At 41.9% G+C, this 14,781-nt stretch carries 14 protein-coding genes and 1 tRNA gene; 7 read left to right on the top strand and 8 right to left on the bottom strand.

Going from position 1 to position 14,781, the window contains the following annotated elements:
• Window positions 1–1,533: a phytoene desaturase family protein gene (locus tag B1s21160_RS05485; RefSeq protein ID WP_095672720.1), complete on the top strand. Its 1,533-nt coding sequence runs from the start codon at window positions 1–3 to the stop codon at window positions 1,531–1,533.
• Here the strand turns inward: B1s21160_RS05485 and B1s21160_RS05480 are convergent.
• Entirely contained in the window at window positions 1,525–2,958 is a 1,434-nt protein-coding gene (locus tag B1s21160_RS05480) for a saccharopine dehydrogenase NADP-binding domain-containing protein (RefSeq protein ID WP_095672719.1), read from the bottom strand. The two genes, B1s21160_RS05485 and B1s21160_RS05480, sit on opposite strands and share 9 nt — an antisense overlap.
• 44 nt (window positions 2,959–3,002) lie before the next feature.
• Complete coding sequence (locus B1s21160_RS05475) at window positions 3,003–4,409, bottom strand: GGDEF domain-containing protein (RefSeq protein WP_223297949.1); 1,407 nt, start codon at window positions 4,407–4,409, stop codon at window positions 3,003–3,005.
• 53 nt (window positions 4,410–4,462) lie between these two features.
• On the opposite strand from B1s21160_RS05475, the gene B1s21160_RS05470 reads away from it, so the two are divergent.
• On the top strand, window positions 4,463–4,891 hold the full coding sequence (locus B1s21160_RS05470; protein ID WP_095672717.1) for a Rieske (2Fe-2S) protein: 429 nt from the start codon (window positions 4,463–4,465) through the stop codon (window positions 4,889–4,891).
• 30 nt (window positions 4,892–4,921) lie between these two features.
• Here the strand turns inward: B1s21160_RS05470 and B1s21160_RS05465 are convergent, their stop codons facing one another.
• The 3 genes from B1s21160_RS05465 to B1s21160_RS05455 form a co-directional block, all read right to left on the bottom strand.
• The gene (locus B1s21160_RS05465; RefSeq protein WP_095672716.1) at window positions 4,922–5,683 is read right to left on the bottom strand and encodes a hypothetical protein; all 762 of its coding nucleotides are present in this window, start codon (window positions 5,681–5,683) and stop codon (window positions 4,922–4,924) included.
• Window positions 5,684–5,789: 106 nt separating this feature from the next.
• Window positions 5,790–6,563, bottom strand: coding sequence for an SDR family NAD(P)-dependent oxidoreductase (locus tag B1s21160_RS05460; protein ID WP_095672715.1), 774 nt, complete (start codon window positions 6,561–6,563; stop codon window positions 5,790–5,792).
• Entirely contained in the window at window positions 6,563–7,789 is a 1,227-nt protein-coding gene (locus B1s21160_RS05455; protein ID WP_095672714.1) for a saccharopine dehydrogenase family protein, read from the bottom strand. Before B1s21160_RS05455 ends, B1s21160_RS05460 begins: the two co-directional genes overlap by 1 nt.
• Before the next feature lie 144 nt (window positions 7,790–7,933).
• On the opposite strand from B1s21160_RS05455, the gene B1s21160_RS05450 reads away from it, so the two are divergent.
• Window positions 7,934–8,006, top strand: a tRNA-Arg gene (locus B1s21160_RS05450).
• A 7-nt stretch (window positions 8,007–8,013) separates the two neighbouring features.
• Here B1s21160_RS05450 and B1s21160_RS05445 read toward each other — a convergent pair.
• The gene (locus tag B1s21160_RS05445; protein ID WP_095672713.1) at window positions 8,014–10,113 is read right to left on the bottom strand and encodes an MMPL family transporter; all 2,100 of its coding nucleotides are present in this window, start codon (window positions 10,111–10,113) and stop codon (window positions 8,014–8,016) included.
• A gap of 41 nt (window positions 10,114–10,154) precedes the next feature.
• On the opposite strand from B1s21160_RS05445, the gene B1s21160_RS06395 reads away from it, so the two are divergent.
• Window positions 10,155–10,313: a hypothetical protein gene (locus B1s21160_RS06395; RefSeq protein WP_190276938.1), complete on the top strand. Its 159-nt coding sequence runs from the start codon at window positions 10,155–10,157 to the stop codon at window positions 10,311–10,313.
• A gap of 3 nt (window positions 10,314–10,316) precedes the next feature.
• Here the strand turns inward: B1s21160_RS06395 and B1s21160_RS05440 are convergent, their stop codons facing one another.
• A complete protein-coding gene (locus B1s21160_RS05440; protein WP_095672712.1) occupies window positions 10,317–10,589 on the bottom strand; it encodes an FmdB family zinc ribbon protein in 273 nt (90 codons plus the stop codon).
• Window positions 10,590–10,649: 60 nt separating this feature from the next.
• Here B1s21160_RS05440 and B1s21160_RS05435 point away from each other — a divergent pair, with 60 nt between their 5' ends.
• Genes B1s21160_RS05435 through B1s21160_RS05425 form a run of 3 tightly spaced genes read left to right on the top strand, consistent with a single transcriptional unit; the run spans window position 10,650 to window position 14,231 of the window.
• Window positions 10,650–11,222, top strand: a complete 573-nt coding sequence (locus tag B1s21160_RS05435; RefSeq protein ID WP_095672711.1) for a copper resistance CopC family protein — start codon at window positions 10,650–10,652, stop codon at window positions 11,220–11,222.
• 15 nt (window positions 11,223–11,237) lie between these two features.
• On the top strand, window positions 11,238–13,058 hold the full coding sequence (locus tag B1s21160_RS05430; RefSeq protein WP_223297948.1) for a bifunctional copper resistance protein CopD/cytochrome c oxidase assembly protein: 1,821 nt from the start codon (window positions 11,238–11,240) through the stop codon (window positions 13,056–13,058).
• Between the two features lie 9 nt (window positions 13,059–13,067).
• A complete protein-coding gene (locus B1s21160_RS05425; RefSeq protein WP_223297947.1) occupies window positions 13,068–14,231 on the top strand; it encodes an acyl-CoA dehydrogenase family protein in 1,164 nt (387 codons plus the stop codon).
• On the opposite strand, the gene B1s21160_RS05420 is transcribed toward B1s21160_RS05425, so the two are convergent.
• Entirely contained in the window at window positions 14,228–14,770 is a 543-nt protein-coding gene (locus B1s21160_RS05420) for a 5-formyltetrahydrofolate cyclo-ligase (RefSeq protein WP_095672709.1), read from the bottom strand. The two genes, B1s21160_RS05425 and B1s21160_RS05420, sit on opposite strands and share 4 nt — an antisense overlap.
• Window positions 14,771–14,781: the final 11 nt, after the last annotated feature.

The raw sequence follows: 14,781 nt of genomic DNA, 5'->3' as shown, positions 1-14,781 counted from the left end.
ATGAATAAATATGATGTGATAATTATTGGCGCTGGCCATAATGGGTTAGTTGCTGCATCATATTTAGCAAAAGCTGGTCAGAAAGTACTGATACTTGAAACAAATAATGAGGTTGGCGGCGCAACAACATCTGAACAAGTATTTGAAGGAGTAGATGCTCGGATTTCACGTTACTCATACTTAGTCTCACTGCTACCAGATCAAATCCTTTCAGATCTAGATTTAAAGTTTGAAACCATCTCCCGCAAAATATCTTCGTACACCCCTTATCTTAAAAACGGTAAGCAAGCAGGTCTACTGGTTAAAAGGGTCTGGGATCAATCAAATGTGGAATCATTTAAATCTCTAACTAATACAGAGGTTGAGAGTAAGGCTTGGTATGAGTTTTATGATCAGGTGAGTAAATTTGCAAAAGTAGTATCTCCCACCTTGCTTAAACCACTACCAACAAAGAGTGAAATAAAAAGTGCACTGGCAGATGATCAAATCTGGCGGATGCTAATTGAACAACCACTAGGTAAAGTACTTGACGAGCGGTTTGAAGATGATTTAGTAAAGGGAGTAATTCTCACCGATGGTTTGATTGGCACTTTCTCATCAGCTTATGAAATGCAAACAAACATATGTTTTCTCTATCATTTAATTGGTAATGGAAGTGGCGAATGGAAGGTGCCAAAAGGAGGCATGGGCGCACTTGTCTTAGAGTTAGATAAAAAAGCTAGATCACTCGGGGTTGAGATCAAAGTAAACTCAAAAGTTGTATCAGTCAGCGCTACCGACTCACAGGTTGAGGTTGAATTAGCAGAGGGTGAAAAAATTTCTGCTAACTACCTACTTTCAAATGCGGCGCCACAAGTATTGGCAAAACTAATGGGGCAGGTGCAACCTAAATCCTTAGAAGGCTCACAGATTAAAATCAATATGGTGCTGAAGAGCTTGCCTAAATTTAAATCTGGAATAGATGCCAGGGATGCTTTTGTAGGCACACTACATATAAATGAAAGTTTCAATCAATTAGAAAAGGCTTATCAACAGGCAAAATCTGGGGTCTTCCCAGATGAATTACCACTTGAAATGTATTGCCATACCTTGTCTGATCCTTCAATACTCTCCGATGAGTTAATCAGGCAGGGTTATCACACCTTAACTATCTTTGGAATTCACACCCCGGCAAAATTATTTGAAAAGCAGCCAAATGAGGTTAAAGAGATTGCAAAAGAGCGGGCATTAGCTGCCCTGAATCAATATCTAGAGGAGCCAATTCAAAATCACTTAGCTAAAGATTCAAATGGAGATTTATGTATTGAGATTAAATCTCCACTTGATTTGGAGCAAGAGATAGCGCTGCCACGGGGAAATATATTTCATAAGGATTTGTCTTTCCCATTTAAAGATGATGATTCAACAACAAAATGGGGAGTTGAGACAAATCATCCCAGGGTCTTTTTATGTGGAGCTGGCGCAATTCGTGGCGGGGGCGTTAGCGGCATTGCTGGGCACAATGCTGCGATGGCAGTTTTAGAATTAAACTAAAAAGTTAGAGAACTGCCAAGGATCACTCTCGTCATATTTGCGATTATTCCAACCTTTGAATAAATCATTGCGATGCATAAGCGGATCCCAATCTGCAGCTTCTGAGTGGTAGCCGCCCCAGTATTTTTCGGCGTATCCCAAAACCTCTTGCCATGGCAGATCATCTGGCACCTTGAATCCAGCATTTGGATTTTTCATCGCCCAAGCAACCGCTGCATAAACTGCGCTGGCCACCTGCACTGTGGTTGCGGATTGTTTTGGAATTAATTTTCTAGAGTCGTGGATATTAAGTAGGGAGCCAGTCCACCAAGATTTATATGCATGTCCCATCAGCAACACCCCAAGTCGATCATCACCATCAATAATCTCTTCATTCATAATTCGCTGATTTGGTGTTAACTCCCATTGGCGCATCTCAAGCTCATGCATAGATGCAACCGCTGCATCAGTGGGGCAGTAGGCGTAGTGAACAGTTGGGCGATAGATCGCCTTATTTGAATCCCAAACAGTTAGATGATCGCTGATGGTAAAAGCTTCACCATGTCGAATTACCATGCCAGTAGTCTCCATATTTGGCACCCATGATCTCACCCAAGTTTTAGCACCAGGTTGGGCGATACAAATTTGATTTTTTGGTCCATCAGAGTGCTGATAGGCATTTGCCGGCAAGCTTTTTTCATGTGTTCCCCAACCCATTTCAGCGGGTGCAATTCCCTCTTCATAAAAACCCTCAACCGACCAAGTATTAACAAACTCATTTACCATTTTTGGTTTGTTGGAAATCTGTGTATCTCGCTCTGAAATATGAATAACCTTGACACCTAATTTCTGTGCAAGCAGTGGGAAGTTTTCACTACTAACCGCCTGCTCAACTCCAGCAGCAGCCTTGCCATCTTTTAAGGACTTGCTTGCAATGTCAACTAACGCTTTTTTTGTAAGGTGTGAAACCAATCCAGGATTAGCGCCGTGCTCAACAATTGCGGTAGTACCTTTGCTACCCCATGTATCAGTTAATTTACGAAGTTTCATATGTCGCCAATAAAGTGTGCGCTCAGTTGGATTACGAGTTGCCCCTGCTGCGTATGGTTCCCATTCTTCAACTGAGGTATTTAGATAAATAACACCATGATCATGTGCCCAACCAATAATGGCATTGGCATCAATATTCCAAGCTAAATCTAAGAGAAAATCCCCAGCTGATAAGTATTTGGATAAAAATTGATCCATATTTTCGCGGGTAAGTTGATCCTGTATATAAACAGCGCCTTTACTAATTGCATCAGCCACTCGGCTGCGATTATCACGCATATCTGCAATTGTTATCTGTTTGGCATCTACTAAGTGTTCAATTAATAGCGGTAATACGCATTGTGATACTGAACCTGCACCTAGGACCAGAACTCGATTTGAAAAGCGTGCTGCCAATTAGGACCTCCACAGTTCTTGCTAAAGGATTTAGCGAGTGAACATTAACCTATTTTTTCAAATTTACCCTTTTCCCAAAGTACTGGCCCACCACCCTTTTCCTTCACCTGATACATCGCCAAATCTGCCCGCCGCAAGGCATCAATCACATCAACAGTTGGATCAATACTTGCGTAGCCAATACTGACATCAATGGCCACCTCCGATGTAGTAAGTGTGACCGGATAACTTAAGGTGGCCTTAATCGCTTGGGCCAGCTCGAACGCTTCAAGTTGGTCAACTTGGGCAATCACACCAAACTCATCACCGCCAAGTCGGGCGATTTGGGCACCAGTTGGAATGACTCGACTAAATCTATTTGCCACCTGCTTCAATAATTGATCACCAGCATCATGACCCAAACTGTCATTAATCCTTTTAAACCCATCTAGATCCAGCAGAAAGATGTAACCACCTTTTAATTGCGCCAGGTGAAACAAGAAATTGCGACGGTTGGAGAGCCCGGTTAATTCATCGGTTCGTGCTAAAACTCGCTCTGTGCCAGCTGAGTTGGCCTCACTTAATGCAAAACTCATTCTGATAAATGCCAGAGCAATTGTGATAAAGCCTGGAATTAAGATAAAGCTGGGGAAGTATCCTGGCTTTAAGGCTGCAACTCCAAGTAAACAACTGCTAGCAATTAACGCAATAGTTGCGCTGTATGAGGAGATTTTATCGGAAAACTTTGCCTCACTCGATGGAAAGCCAAGTGATAAAGAAAGAAGTAATAACCCAAGTATCCAACCATCATCCGTAATTGATCCAAAAGTATAAGTACCATTTAATGATGACCAAATAAAAAATAAATCTGACAAGGCAAATGATAAAAGTCCACTCGCTATCAAGATAGAGCGGATATTAATGGGAGTAAGCAGTAGGTAAATTAAGACCAGGGCAAGTAGGAGTAGATCACCAACCGGATAAAGGATTGAGGTAAAGACCTGCCATGAGCTTCCTTCAAAACTCAACATTGCAGGCTTAAGTAAAAAAGCGGTGAGAATACTAACCAAACCAACTGCAATAATTACAGTGTCTAATAACTCAAGTGCAGTGATAGATCGCCTGTAGGTAAAGCTACGAGTTACTCCCAAAAACACCAGTGGATAAAAAATTGAGTAGCATAAATCAGATATCCCATCTGGCACCTGTGCCTGGAAAAATGAGTTCCAGGTTGAAAAAAATGATCCTAAACTCCAAATTAATGCTGCTAACCCAAGTGCTACTGCAGAGATCCGGTCGGTGAGTAATGGTGCATTAAGGGCGACCCCAGCAGCGAGAATTCCCACTAAGTTAAATAAAAGTAGATCTACTACCACATTATTCTCAGGTGATATTAATCTAAATACCAGGTGAAGTAGGAGAGCTATTGATGTAATCCACTTTAACATCATATTTTTAGAGAAGGAGATCATAATGAAGAGTAAGATAAGGCTAGGTTTGAGGTAAGACGATAGGAGAAATTTAAGTGGTCGCACTCTCAAGACGTGGTTTTATTTGCGGTGGCGCAGCGGTGGCAGCTTTAGCAACAGTTCCAGCGGTGGCAGCAACTGGTATTAAGACCTTAGCCAACGGTAAAACAGAGGTGAATTTAGCTGCAAATAAATCATTAGCAAAGGTTGGCGGAGTTGTTCAATTATCAATTAAGAAATATGGAAAAGTAGCAGTGATTCGAACTTCTAAAACCGACAATGGTTTTGCAGTCATACGACTAGCTTGCCCACATGAGGGTGTAATAGTTAAACCGGATAGCCAAGGTGGATGGAATTGTCCACCACCGAGAGGACATGGATCTTCTTTTGCTTTGAATGGAACACTAATTGGTGGTGGTGAAGCTAATTCATCTTTAAAGCCAATCAAATTTACCGCAACAAGTAAGGCTGTAACAATCGCTTAAGCGATCATTACAGCCTTAGTTAATTACTTTTTAGTACTTAGGATTGCACTTATCTTTAATTGTTGATTTGATAAGAATCATTAGCGAGTAGGTATTTCTGAACTCATCTAAAGCTGGATCAAGTGAATCTACTACAGATTGAATCGCTGATTTATTTGATTCGAGGGTTGAGATTTTAGTTGCTAATGAACTTGATAATTCATTGTACTTAACCTTTGTAGCAGCATTAGTTGTCTTAACCGCAGCGGTAGTAAGTGCAGCAACCTGTGCGTTAGCAGTTGTTAAAACTGCAGCAGGTGCTGGCATCTGGCCAATTTTAGAACTGGCATTTGTCGGCAGATTTACTACCCAATACTTTGTCGCTCCTATATTTGCCGAGGTTGGAGCTTTATTGACGCCAGTTTTAGTAGCTTTGTAATAGGTATTGCCGTAGTAAACAACATCAGATTTCTTGTAAGTGATTAATGAATTCCAGGTAATTAGATCACGAAGTGAAGCACCGACGGGCTCAATCTGTATTGCTCGGTTTGACTCAGCTGCGCGGAGTGCATCCACTGCTTCTTTATTACCAACGGCATAATCGGTATTAAGTTCAATACAACCATCCCAAACCCAGGTTAATTTTGTGGTGCTAAAAAATGGATTCTTGGCGCAGACATAATCATTTTTACCAATTTTAGTTGTTGCACCTGCGGTTGTGCAGGATCCGCCAGAGGTGGCAGCTTGTACTGGAGTTGTCACTCCAAAAATTAGAAATCCGGTAAGTGCTACTGCTGAAATTTTCTTTATCACGAAATTTTCACTCCTTAATTGGGTATGGCAATGATTCTACTTCACTAAGTGGTGTTGCTTGCGTAAATACCCCGGACAATGCGGTGAATTTGGTGTGAAAAATCCTTTATTTCACCCGTTGTTTACGCCTTACATTAATCCCCGCCCGACGCACAATTGGCCGAGGAGCAATTCTGGCAATTGTGCTTAATAACATGTACTGCCAGCCAGGTATACAAATTACCTTCCCAGCCTTTGCATATCGCCATGACTTACTTACCACCTGATCTGTGGTGTTCCACATGTAATTGGGTAGGCCACTCATCTTCATTTTGCCCCGGGCGTGAAACTCAGTTCTAGTAAATCCCGGACAAAGTGCAGAAATTTTTATATTTGTGCCCTTTAGTTCAGTCTTTAAATACTCTGAAAAAACAGTTAAATAAGATTTCGCAGAACTATATGTCCCACCAGCAATAAAGCTTGCCACGCTGCTGACATTTACAACAATTCCTGAGTTTCGCTTAATCATCCCTGGCAGCACAGCGTGGGTTAGACGCATTGGCGCAGTCACTAAAACATCAAGTAACTCTTGTTCAGCTTTGATATTACTATCAATAAAACTTTCTTTGATCCCAAAGCCAGCATTATTGATTAATACCTGAACTGGTTTAGCGGTACTTGCTAACACCCGCTCCACCTTGAGCAACTGAGCAGATTTACTTAAATCAGCTTTTAAGCAGCTCGCCTTCACGCCATACTCTTTACTTAATCCTGCTGCTACCTTTTTTAATCTCGGTAGATTTCTAGCAACAAGAATTAAATCAAAACCCTCTTTTGCCAACAATTGTGCATAAGCATTGCCTATTCCGGCCGTAGCACCAGTTACTAGGGCGGTCGCCATTATTTAACTATGCCTACCGGATCTTCATCACGAATATGCCAAGAGGTGCCATACTCCTCAAGTAAATCCAAAAACGGTTTTGATTCAAACCACTCTGGTCCATTAACACCGCGTGGTTTCCAAATTCCTTTATGTACCAATTCCAGGGCAATTACTGGATTAATTGCAGTTTGCCAAACCACTGCTTGATCACCAAACTCCTTCATTGACCAGGCATTGTCAACAACGTTATAGATATAGCAAGCCTTTGGATTTCCATCCTTATCTAAACCTTTAATTAATGCACCAGCACAAGTTTTACCTCGCATACGTTCGCCTAAAGTTCCAGGATCTGGCAGTGATGCAGTGAGTAGGTCTCGTGGCGAAACGGAAACACCCTGTACCTCAACAGTTTCCTTGCGATCCATTCCCAACATATTGATCGTCTTCAAAATGGTAATGAACTCAGCACCTAGACCGTACTTAAAGTTAACTTTCTTGGCATCAATTTTTTGTGGAATAAGTACTACCTCTTCGTGCTCCACATTTACACACTCAACTGGACCAATGCCCTCTGGGAAATCAAAAATCTCCAGCTCTGAAAAGGGAGTGGTGGTGTACCAACCGCGGCCATCCTCCCAAACCAATGGCGGATTTAAACACTCTTCAATAGTGGTCCAGATTGAAAATGATGGTGCAAAATCAAATCCCTCTACTCTTAAGTTTGAACCATCCAAGATTGTGCAGGAGTCGATCCGACTAAATAGGTGCTCGGAGGCGTACTTTGCAAAAATATCGCTCATCCCAGGCTCTACACCCATACCAATTAACGCATAGATCTTTCGCTCATCCCAGTTGAAGTCACGAGCAAATTGCTCATCTCCTAATTTCACACCGGTTTCGGTGTATGGATAATGCGGATGCTTTCGAGATAAGGACATCGCCATATCTACATAATTGGTATTTTCAATCTCACAAGCCAAAAAGATAGGCATTACAAATCTAGGATCAACTGCGTTGATTACTACGTCCGGATCAGCTTTACGGATTAACTCCCGCACATCTTCTAGCTCAGCCGCATTCACCATGGCTGCTGAAAATCTAGGGTCTTTTACCCGTGCGACAGCCTCTTCTGCTCTAGCCAGTGTGCGATCGGCAATCACCATAGATTCAATAAATGTACGACGAGATGCGATATTAGCTATCGCTCGACCAACTCCACCGGCGCCTATTACGAGGGCCTTCATGATATACAACTCCAAACGAATTATTGTTAGTCTATCGCAGCGTTAATTTAAAGACAAATTACGCATGTTTATTGGAGAGATATCTATAATTAATAGATTAAATTACAATTAACATTAAAATTAATTTTAAGAAAATTAAATATTGTCCCCGTAGCTCAGTGGATAGAGCAACCGCCTCCTAAGCGGTAGGTCGCAGGTTCAACTCCCGCCGGGGACGCAATTAATTAATGATCTAAAGTAAAACGTTTCATTGCTTTTGGTGCCCACCAGTTACGTTCACCAAACAAGCGCATCAATGCCGGAACTAACAAAGCTCTTATCAAAGTAGCATCTAACAAAATTGCAAAAGCAATTCCAAAGCCCAGCATTTTTATTGAAGTAACACCACTTAGCATGAAGGAGGCGAAAACAATTGCTAATAAGCCAGCTGCTGCAGTAATGATTCGAGCCGATCGTTGTAAGCCAGTAGCTACCGATTCAATATTTGATCGACCAGCATCATGCTCCTCTTTGATTCGAGAGAGTAGGAATAGCTCATAATCCATCGACAACCCAAAGGCGACAACTGCCACCAAAATAATTGAGCCAGTATCTACTGCGCCAGTTACAGTGAAATCACCTACCAACCACTTCAAATGCCCTTCTACAAATATCCAAGTTATTAATCCCAGGGTTGCTCCCAGTGAGAGAATATTTAATATCACCGCTTTTATCGGCAAAATTATTGAGCCGGTGAAAACAAACAAAAGTATTAGTACCCCGATTGCAATCCAGGTCAGTGCCCACGGCATGGTTTTGGCAATCCCAATTTGGGTGTCAGCATAATCAGCCGCCACACCGCCAATTAATGTGCCAGCTGGCGCAGATATTTTTCGTAGCTCTTTTATTAAAAACTCAGCCTCAGGAGTTCTAGGCGCCATCGAATGAATCGCAGTAATTCGAAGATCATCGCCATAAACCTGTGTTTGTCCCACTCTTACTACACCTGGCACTTTAGCCACTGCAGATTTGTAATCTTCAATTTCATTGCCAAGTGCTGCACCCTTTGGAATTACAATTTCAATTGGATTTCCTTCTTGGCCGGGAAATCTTTCAGTAATTAATTGGGCTGCATACGCTGCCGGATTATCTGCCGGCAGCACTCTTGAATCCACCTGCGAAAAGACAATATCTTTTATTGGCGCTGCAAGTACGGTTAGAACTACTAAAGAGAGCACCACTACTGAAACAGGCTTTCGCATTACAAATCTAGCTGTTTGTGCCCACCTGCCATCCTCCTTGGGAGTGATTGCTCCTTTGCGAACAATAGCCTTATCAATTTTCTTTCCAAGTATTGCAAGCAGTGCTGGAAGTGCAATTAAGGCACCAGCAACTGCCATACTTACAACAGTCACACCGGCGTAACCAAAAGATTTCAAAAACATCAATGGAAATAACATCAAAGAGGCAAGAGTTATCACGATGGTAAGTCCAGAGTAGAAAACCGTCTTTCCAGCTGTACTTACTGTGCGTTTAATAGATTCATCAACGGATTTTCCTGCGTGTAACTCTTCGCGAAACCGATTAACAATTAGTAGTGCATAATCAATGCCAAGGCCCAGTCCTAGACCAGTAATTAGATTTAGGGCAAAGACACTAACACCGGTGAAAAGTGTTAACAAATAAACCACCAGCAAAGATCCCAAGATTGCCGATACGCCAACTAGTAATGGCATGGCGCTGGCAACTAACCCACCAAATACAAAGACAAGCAATATGAAGGTGAGGGGAATTGAGATTGCCTCAGAAATTTTCAGGTCGTCAGCAATCTTGGTATTAATCGAATGGGCAAATATGCCGGTGCCGCTGCCATAAACCGTAAGATTTTCAAATTTGCCGTCGTATTTACTCTGAATCAATTTACCTAAAGATTGAATATCATTCCATTCCACACTTGCGCTATAAATAAATAGGAATGCGGATTTACCATCAACACTTTTTAATGAAGGTGCCCCACCTGAACTCCAATAAGAGAGCGTGGAGTCAACTCCTACCTCACCCTTTATCTGCGCCTCAAGTTTAATTGCCGTGGCAACTACCTCTGGTGAAGTAATGGCTTCACTGGCTTCAACTACTAATACAACTGCAGGCTCCTTAACTTTAAATACATCAGTCACATATTCAAAGGCTTTAGCTGAATCACTGTTTAAATCGGAGTAGCCGCCGCTCTCTAATTTTCCAAAAGCAGATGAGCCAATTACTCCGGCAGAAAGAATTGAAACGATAAAGATTGAAAATATAAGTTTCTTACGATTTACGATTAGTGTGCCTAATTTTTCAAACATTTTCACCGATTCATTAAGTTTGGCGATAGACTTATATTCTAATGAATGAAGATAAAAAGATGAAAAAATCGGTATCGGTTAATCCTGGTGAGATTGATCACCCGTTACTTCAAAAAGTTTCAAATGATGAAATTGATCTAGAGACTGATTCACAACGAGATGATGAAATTGCTGGAGATAAACCCCCACACCACGGTTGAGAATTACTCCTTACTTTTAACTGCTGGTGAACTCTCAGTTTTTACTGCTGGTGAACTCTCAGTTTTTGGCGCAGCTGATTCACTTTTAGCCGGTGGTGTACTTCTTGAATCAGTTTTATAAAAGCCACTGCCCTTAAAGACCACTCCAACATTGTTGTAAACCTTTCGTACCTGACCATCACATTTAGGGCAAACCTGAATTGCTGGATCTGTGAAAGATTGCACAGCCTCAAAGGCGTGCTCACACTCACTACACAGGTACTCATAGGTTGGCATAGGAGATAATCTTAAGCAGGTGGGCAGATTAGGGCTAACTAGAATAGGAAAGGTGAGGAAATGAAGCGGCTAAGTGCAGTCTTTCTAGCACTCACCTGTTTATTGCTTACACCATTCACCGCTTATGCCACATCAATAGTTAGTACCTCTCCTACCGCTGGTTCAATTCTTAGCATTTCACCAACGGCTATCACAATCAAAGCTAATGCAGATTTATTAGATGGTGCTAATGAAATTACAGTTACCGATGCAAAAGGTGTTCGAGTAGATGATGGATCTATTCAAATCCAAGGCGCAGTTTTAATGGTTGGGGTTAAGCCACTAACTACCTCTGGTCTCTACACAGTTGCTTACACACTTATGGCAATTGATCAGCCACCAATCGTAGGTACATTTACATTTTTATATAACTCACCAGCAGAGATGGTATTACCAACTCCAACACCAACTGATACTCAGGTGGCCACTCCCACCGCCAACCGCAGCACAGATATTTTTGTAATTGGGTTGATGGTTTTTGCTTTTATTATGCTGATATTTTTATCTAGGTATGCCAAAAAAACCTTTAACTCCCCAAGCACTTCTGGCAGAAGAGTTAAAAAGGTGAGTACAAGTAAGAAATTTATTAAGTAAGTAGTGGAGTAAGAATTGATTGAAATACTCTCACCCCTATCAAAGGGGTTGATGCAACTTACTGGGGTACTTAGCATTGGATTTTTACTTACCCTAAGTTTTCTAGATCTAGATATAAAGGCAGCCATTACAAATAAGCCATTAGTGAAGAAAACCCGTTTGTTTCTTATGTCCTGGCTACTAAGCATTGCTATCTATATTTTGGTGCAGATCTCCTATCTGCTGGAGCAACCTTTATCAGCCTCCTTTGATTTAACAGTAATTCGCTCATATCTGACCCAAACCTCACTTGGTAAGAGCTACTTAATACAAATTGTTGCAGTACTTATAGTCTTAATTATTCCACTTAAGAAATTGTTGGGTTCATATCTATCTCTTTTGATCGCTCTGATTGCTATCACCTCACCTGTTTTCCAAAGCCATGGCAGCAGCTCTGGACGTCACGGACTTGCAATTGGCGCACTAGTAATCCATGTGATCGCATTAAGTTTTTGGGTAGGTGGATTATTTGGATTAACTCAGTTGAGTAAGCAGCAAAAACTTATTGCACTGCCTAGGTTTAGTGAGATTGCTCTGTGGAGTGCGATAACTGTGGCAATCTCGGGAGCAGCAACTGCTTGGACCAGATTAGATAGTCTGCAGGCTTGGCAAAGTAAATATGGCGTAATTACTCTGGTGAAAATTTCTTTAACATTTACATTAATTGGTTTTGGCGCACTTCACCGGCGATGGATAATAAAATCTGACTATCCTTCAGTTTTCAGATTAATCACCGCTGAAATTGGGATTATGTTTGCAACTGTTTTTGTCGGCAGCTGGTTGTCCACCGTAAATCCACCTGAACGAGATATTACCTCCACCCCTGCGCTATTAGTCACTGGAATTGAAATGCCCGCCCCGCCCACATTTTCTAGAGTATTACTTGGTTATGAGGCAGACGGTCTGATGTTGGGATTACTAATATTTTTAGTTGCGCTATATATAAAAGGTGTAATTATTCTTACCAAGCGTGGTGACAAGTGGCCAGTGGGTCGCACAATTGCATTTGCATTGGGAATTAGCGCAGTTGTTTTTGCCACTAGCGGCGGTCTTGGCCTTTACTCGCACTTTGCATTCTCTAACCACATGATGGCGCATATGGTGCTGGGCATGATCGCACCAATAGGAATTGTGCTTGGTGCGCCAATTACATTAGCGCTTCGAACATTGCCACTTGGGCGTAATCAACAAGAAAGTGGGATTCGAGGGGTATTTATTGAGCTACTCCACTCAAAGTTATCTAAGTTTTATACAAACCCAGTTGTCGCACTTGCAATCTTTGACGGCTCATTATTTGCCCTTTACTTCACCCCTTTATTTGGGAAATTAATGCAGGGCCATAGTGGACATTTCTTTATGTCACTTCATTTCTTACTAGCTGGCTTCCTATTTTTCCAAGTGTTAATTGGGATTGATCCATTGCCTCGAAAAGTGCCTCATATTGCCAAAATAGTTGTGATCTTTGCTGCCATGAGCATCCACGCATTTTTCTCAATCTCAGTGATGTCAGCAACAACATTATTAGATGGTGGTTACTTTGAATTACTACAGCGACCATGGGCAACTGATTTACTAGCTGACCAAAAACTAGGAGGTGCGATTGGTTGGGCAATGGGTGAGGTACCAATCTTGTTAGCCTTACTTGCAACATTTATGCAGTGGCTTAAATCTGATAAAAATGAGGCAGCGCGGATTGATCGAGCCGCCGACCGGGCTGCAGCCATGGGGGAAGATGATGATTTAGCCCGATACAACCGTTACTTAGCCCAGTTAAATAAACGAGATACTTCCGAATAGAATTAAGCCATGAGTACTAGTACCCAAATGCCAGCTTTGTTTGGCCAGGAGTATCAAGCGTTGCGTGAAAGCGTAAGTGAGTTAGCAATTAAAAAGATTGCACCATTTGCCCATGATGTTGATGAAAACTCCCGATACCCACAAGAGGCAGCAGATGCGCTGCAGGCAGCAGGGTTTGCAGCGGCACATGTGCCAGTTGAATTTGGTGGACAAGGAGCAGATGCACTCGCCGCAGTAATTATCATTGAAGAGGTGGCAAGGGTTTGTGGTGCTGCTTCCTTGATCCCTGCGGTCAACAAATTAGGTTCAGTGCCATTAATGATTGCTGGCAATGATGCTCAAAAACAAAAGTACTTAACACAACTTGCCGCTGGTAAAGGTTTTTCATACTGCTTATCTGAGTCCGAAGCCGGATCAGATGCGGCTGCAATGAAAACAAAAGCGGTAAAAGAGGGAGATAGTTGGGTATTAACTGGCAGTAAAAAATGGATTTCAAATGCTGGTGTTTCAGAGTTTTACACAGTTTTAGCTTCAACTGACCTAAGTAAAGGTGCCAAAGGAATCACCGCATTTATTGTAGAGAAATCAGATGCTGGTGTTTCATTTGGCGCGCATGAGAAAAAAATGGGCTTTCGTGGATCTCCAACTCGTGAGGTTTATCTTGATAAAGTAAAAATTAATGATGATCGAAGATTAGGTGAGGTTGGAACTGGATTTTCACTTGCCATGAAAACTTTGGATCACACCAGAATTACCATCGCTGCCCAAGCTCTGGGAATTGCCCAAGGTGCATTTGATGTTGCCAAGAGATACGCCCATGAACGTCAACAATTTGGAAAGCCAATTTTTGATTTTCAAGGAATCCAATTTATGTTGGCTGATATGGCAATGCAGATTGAGGCTGCTCGACAATTGACTTACGCCGCTGCAATTAAAAGTGAGCGGGGCGAGAGTGACCTGACATTCTTTTCAGCCGCAAGCAAATGCTTTGCAACCGATGTTGCGATGAAGGTAACTACCGATGCGGTTCAAATACTTGGTGGCTATGGGTATGTAAGTGATTACCCAGTTGAGCGGATGATGCGGGATGCTAAATTGACACAGATATATGAAGGCACAAATCAGATTCAACGGGTGGTAATGGCTCGAAATCTTGAAACTTTAACTAACTAAAATCTCACAATAATTTCTGGGGTAGCAGCTGCATTAACTTTTTGATCATGTGGCTCAACCGGCAGTTGCTGACTAGTTAACTCCCCGCGATGTAATAGGGCAATTTTCCAAGCGTTACTCCGCGAAAGTGCTCGATCATAGGAGCCACCACCTTGCCCCAAACGATTGCCTTGCCGGTCCACATGCAGGGCTGGCACAATTATTACTTCAAGATTGATATTAGCTTGCGCATTTCCAATTGGCTCGAACACTTTTCCAGATTTTTTTAGATTTTCCTGCCGACCATCCCAACTTACCCACTCCAAATCATTATTTTTAATCAACCGAGGTAAAAATATTCTTTTCCCACTGGCAATGAGTTGTTGATTTAAGTCAGAAGTATCTGGCTCAAACTCATATGAGATATATGTACCAACGTTTTTTACATCTTTTACTTCTTTGGCGGTGAGAATATGCAGCCAACTTTCCTTCATAAATCGATCTTGGCGTTCTTTTCGATACTGTTTGCGAAGTTGTGATTTATTCTCATTACCAGCCATGCACCTACCTT

The sequence above is a fragment of the Candidatus Nanopelagicus hibericus genome, from assembly GCF_002288005.1.
In the GTDB taxonomy this organism is placed as follows: Bacteria; Actinomycetota; Actinomycetes; order Nanopelagicales; family Nanopelagicaceae; genus Nanopelagicus; species Nanopelagicus hibericus.
Note: the sequence above shows the minus strand (reverse complement) of the source record. Positions and strands in the feature narration are given on the sequence as shown.

Bases quoted from the DNA above. Each gene is read 5' to 3' on its own strand.
- B1s21160_RS05440 (WP_095672712.1), bottom strand. From the start codon at position 10,589: ATGCCAACCTATGAGTACCTGTGTAGTGAGTGTGAGCACGCCTTTGAG.
- B1s21160_RS05460 (WP_095672715.1), bottom strand. From the start codon at position 6,563: ATGGCGACCGCCCTAGTAACTGGTGCTACGGCCGGAATAGGCAATGCT.
- B1s21160_RS05475 (WP_223297949.1), bottom strand. From the start codon at position 4,409: ATGATCTCCTTCTCTAAAAATATGATGTTAAAGTGGATTACATCAATA.
- B1s21160_RS05485 (WP_095672720.1), top strand. From the start codon at position 1: ATGAATAAATATGATGTGATAATTATTGGCGCTGGCCATAATGGGTTA.
- B1s21160_RS06395 (WP_190276938.1), top strand. From the start codon at position 10,155: ATGAATGAAGATAAAAAGATGAAAAAATCGGTATCGGTTAATCCTGGT.
- B1s21160_RS05425 (WP_223297947.1), top strand. From the start codon at position 13,068: ATGAGTACTAGTACCCAAATGCCAGCTTTGTTTGGCCAGGAGTATCAA.
- B1s21160_RS05435 (WP_095672711.1), top strand. From the start codon at position 10,650: ATGAAGCGGCTAAGTGCAGTCTTTCTAGCACTCACCTGTTTATTGCTT.
- B1s21160_RS05420 (WP_095672709.1), bottom strand. From the start codon at position 14,770: ATGGCTGGTAATGAGAATAAATCACAACTTCGCAAACAGTATCGAAAA.
- B1s21160_RS05445 (WP_095672713.1), bottom strand. From the start codon at position 10,113: ATGTTTGAAAAATTAGGCACACTAATCGTAAATCGTAAGAAACTTATA.
- B1s21160_RS05455 (WP_095672714.1), bottom strand. From the start codon at position 7,789: ATGAAGGCCCTCGTAATAGGCGCCGGTGGAGTTGGTCGAGCGATAGCT.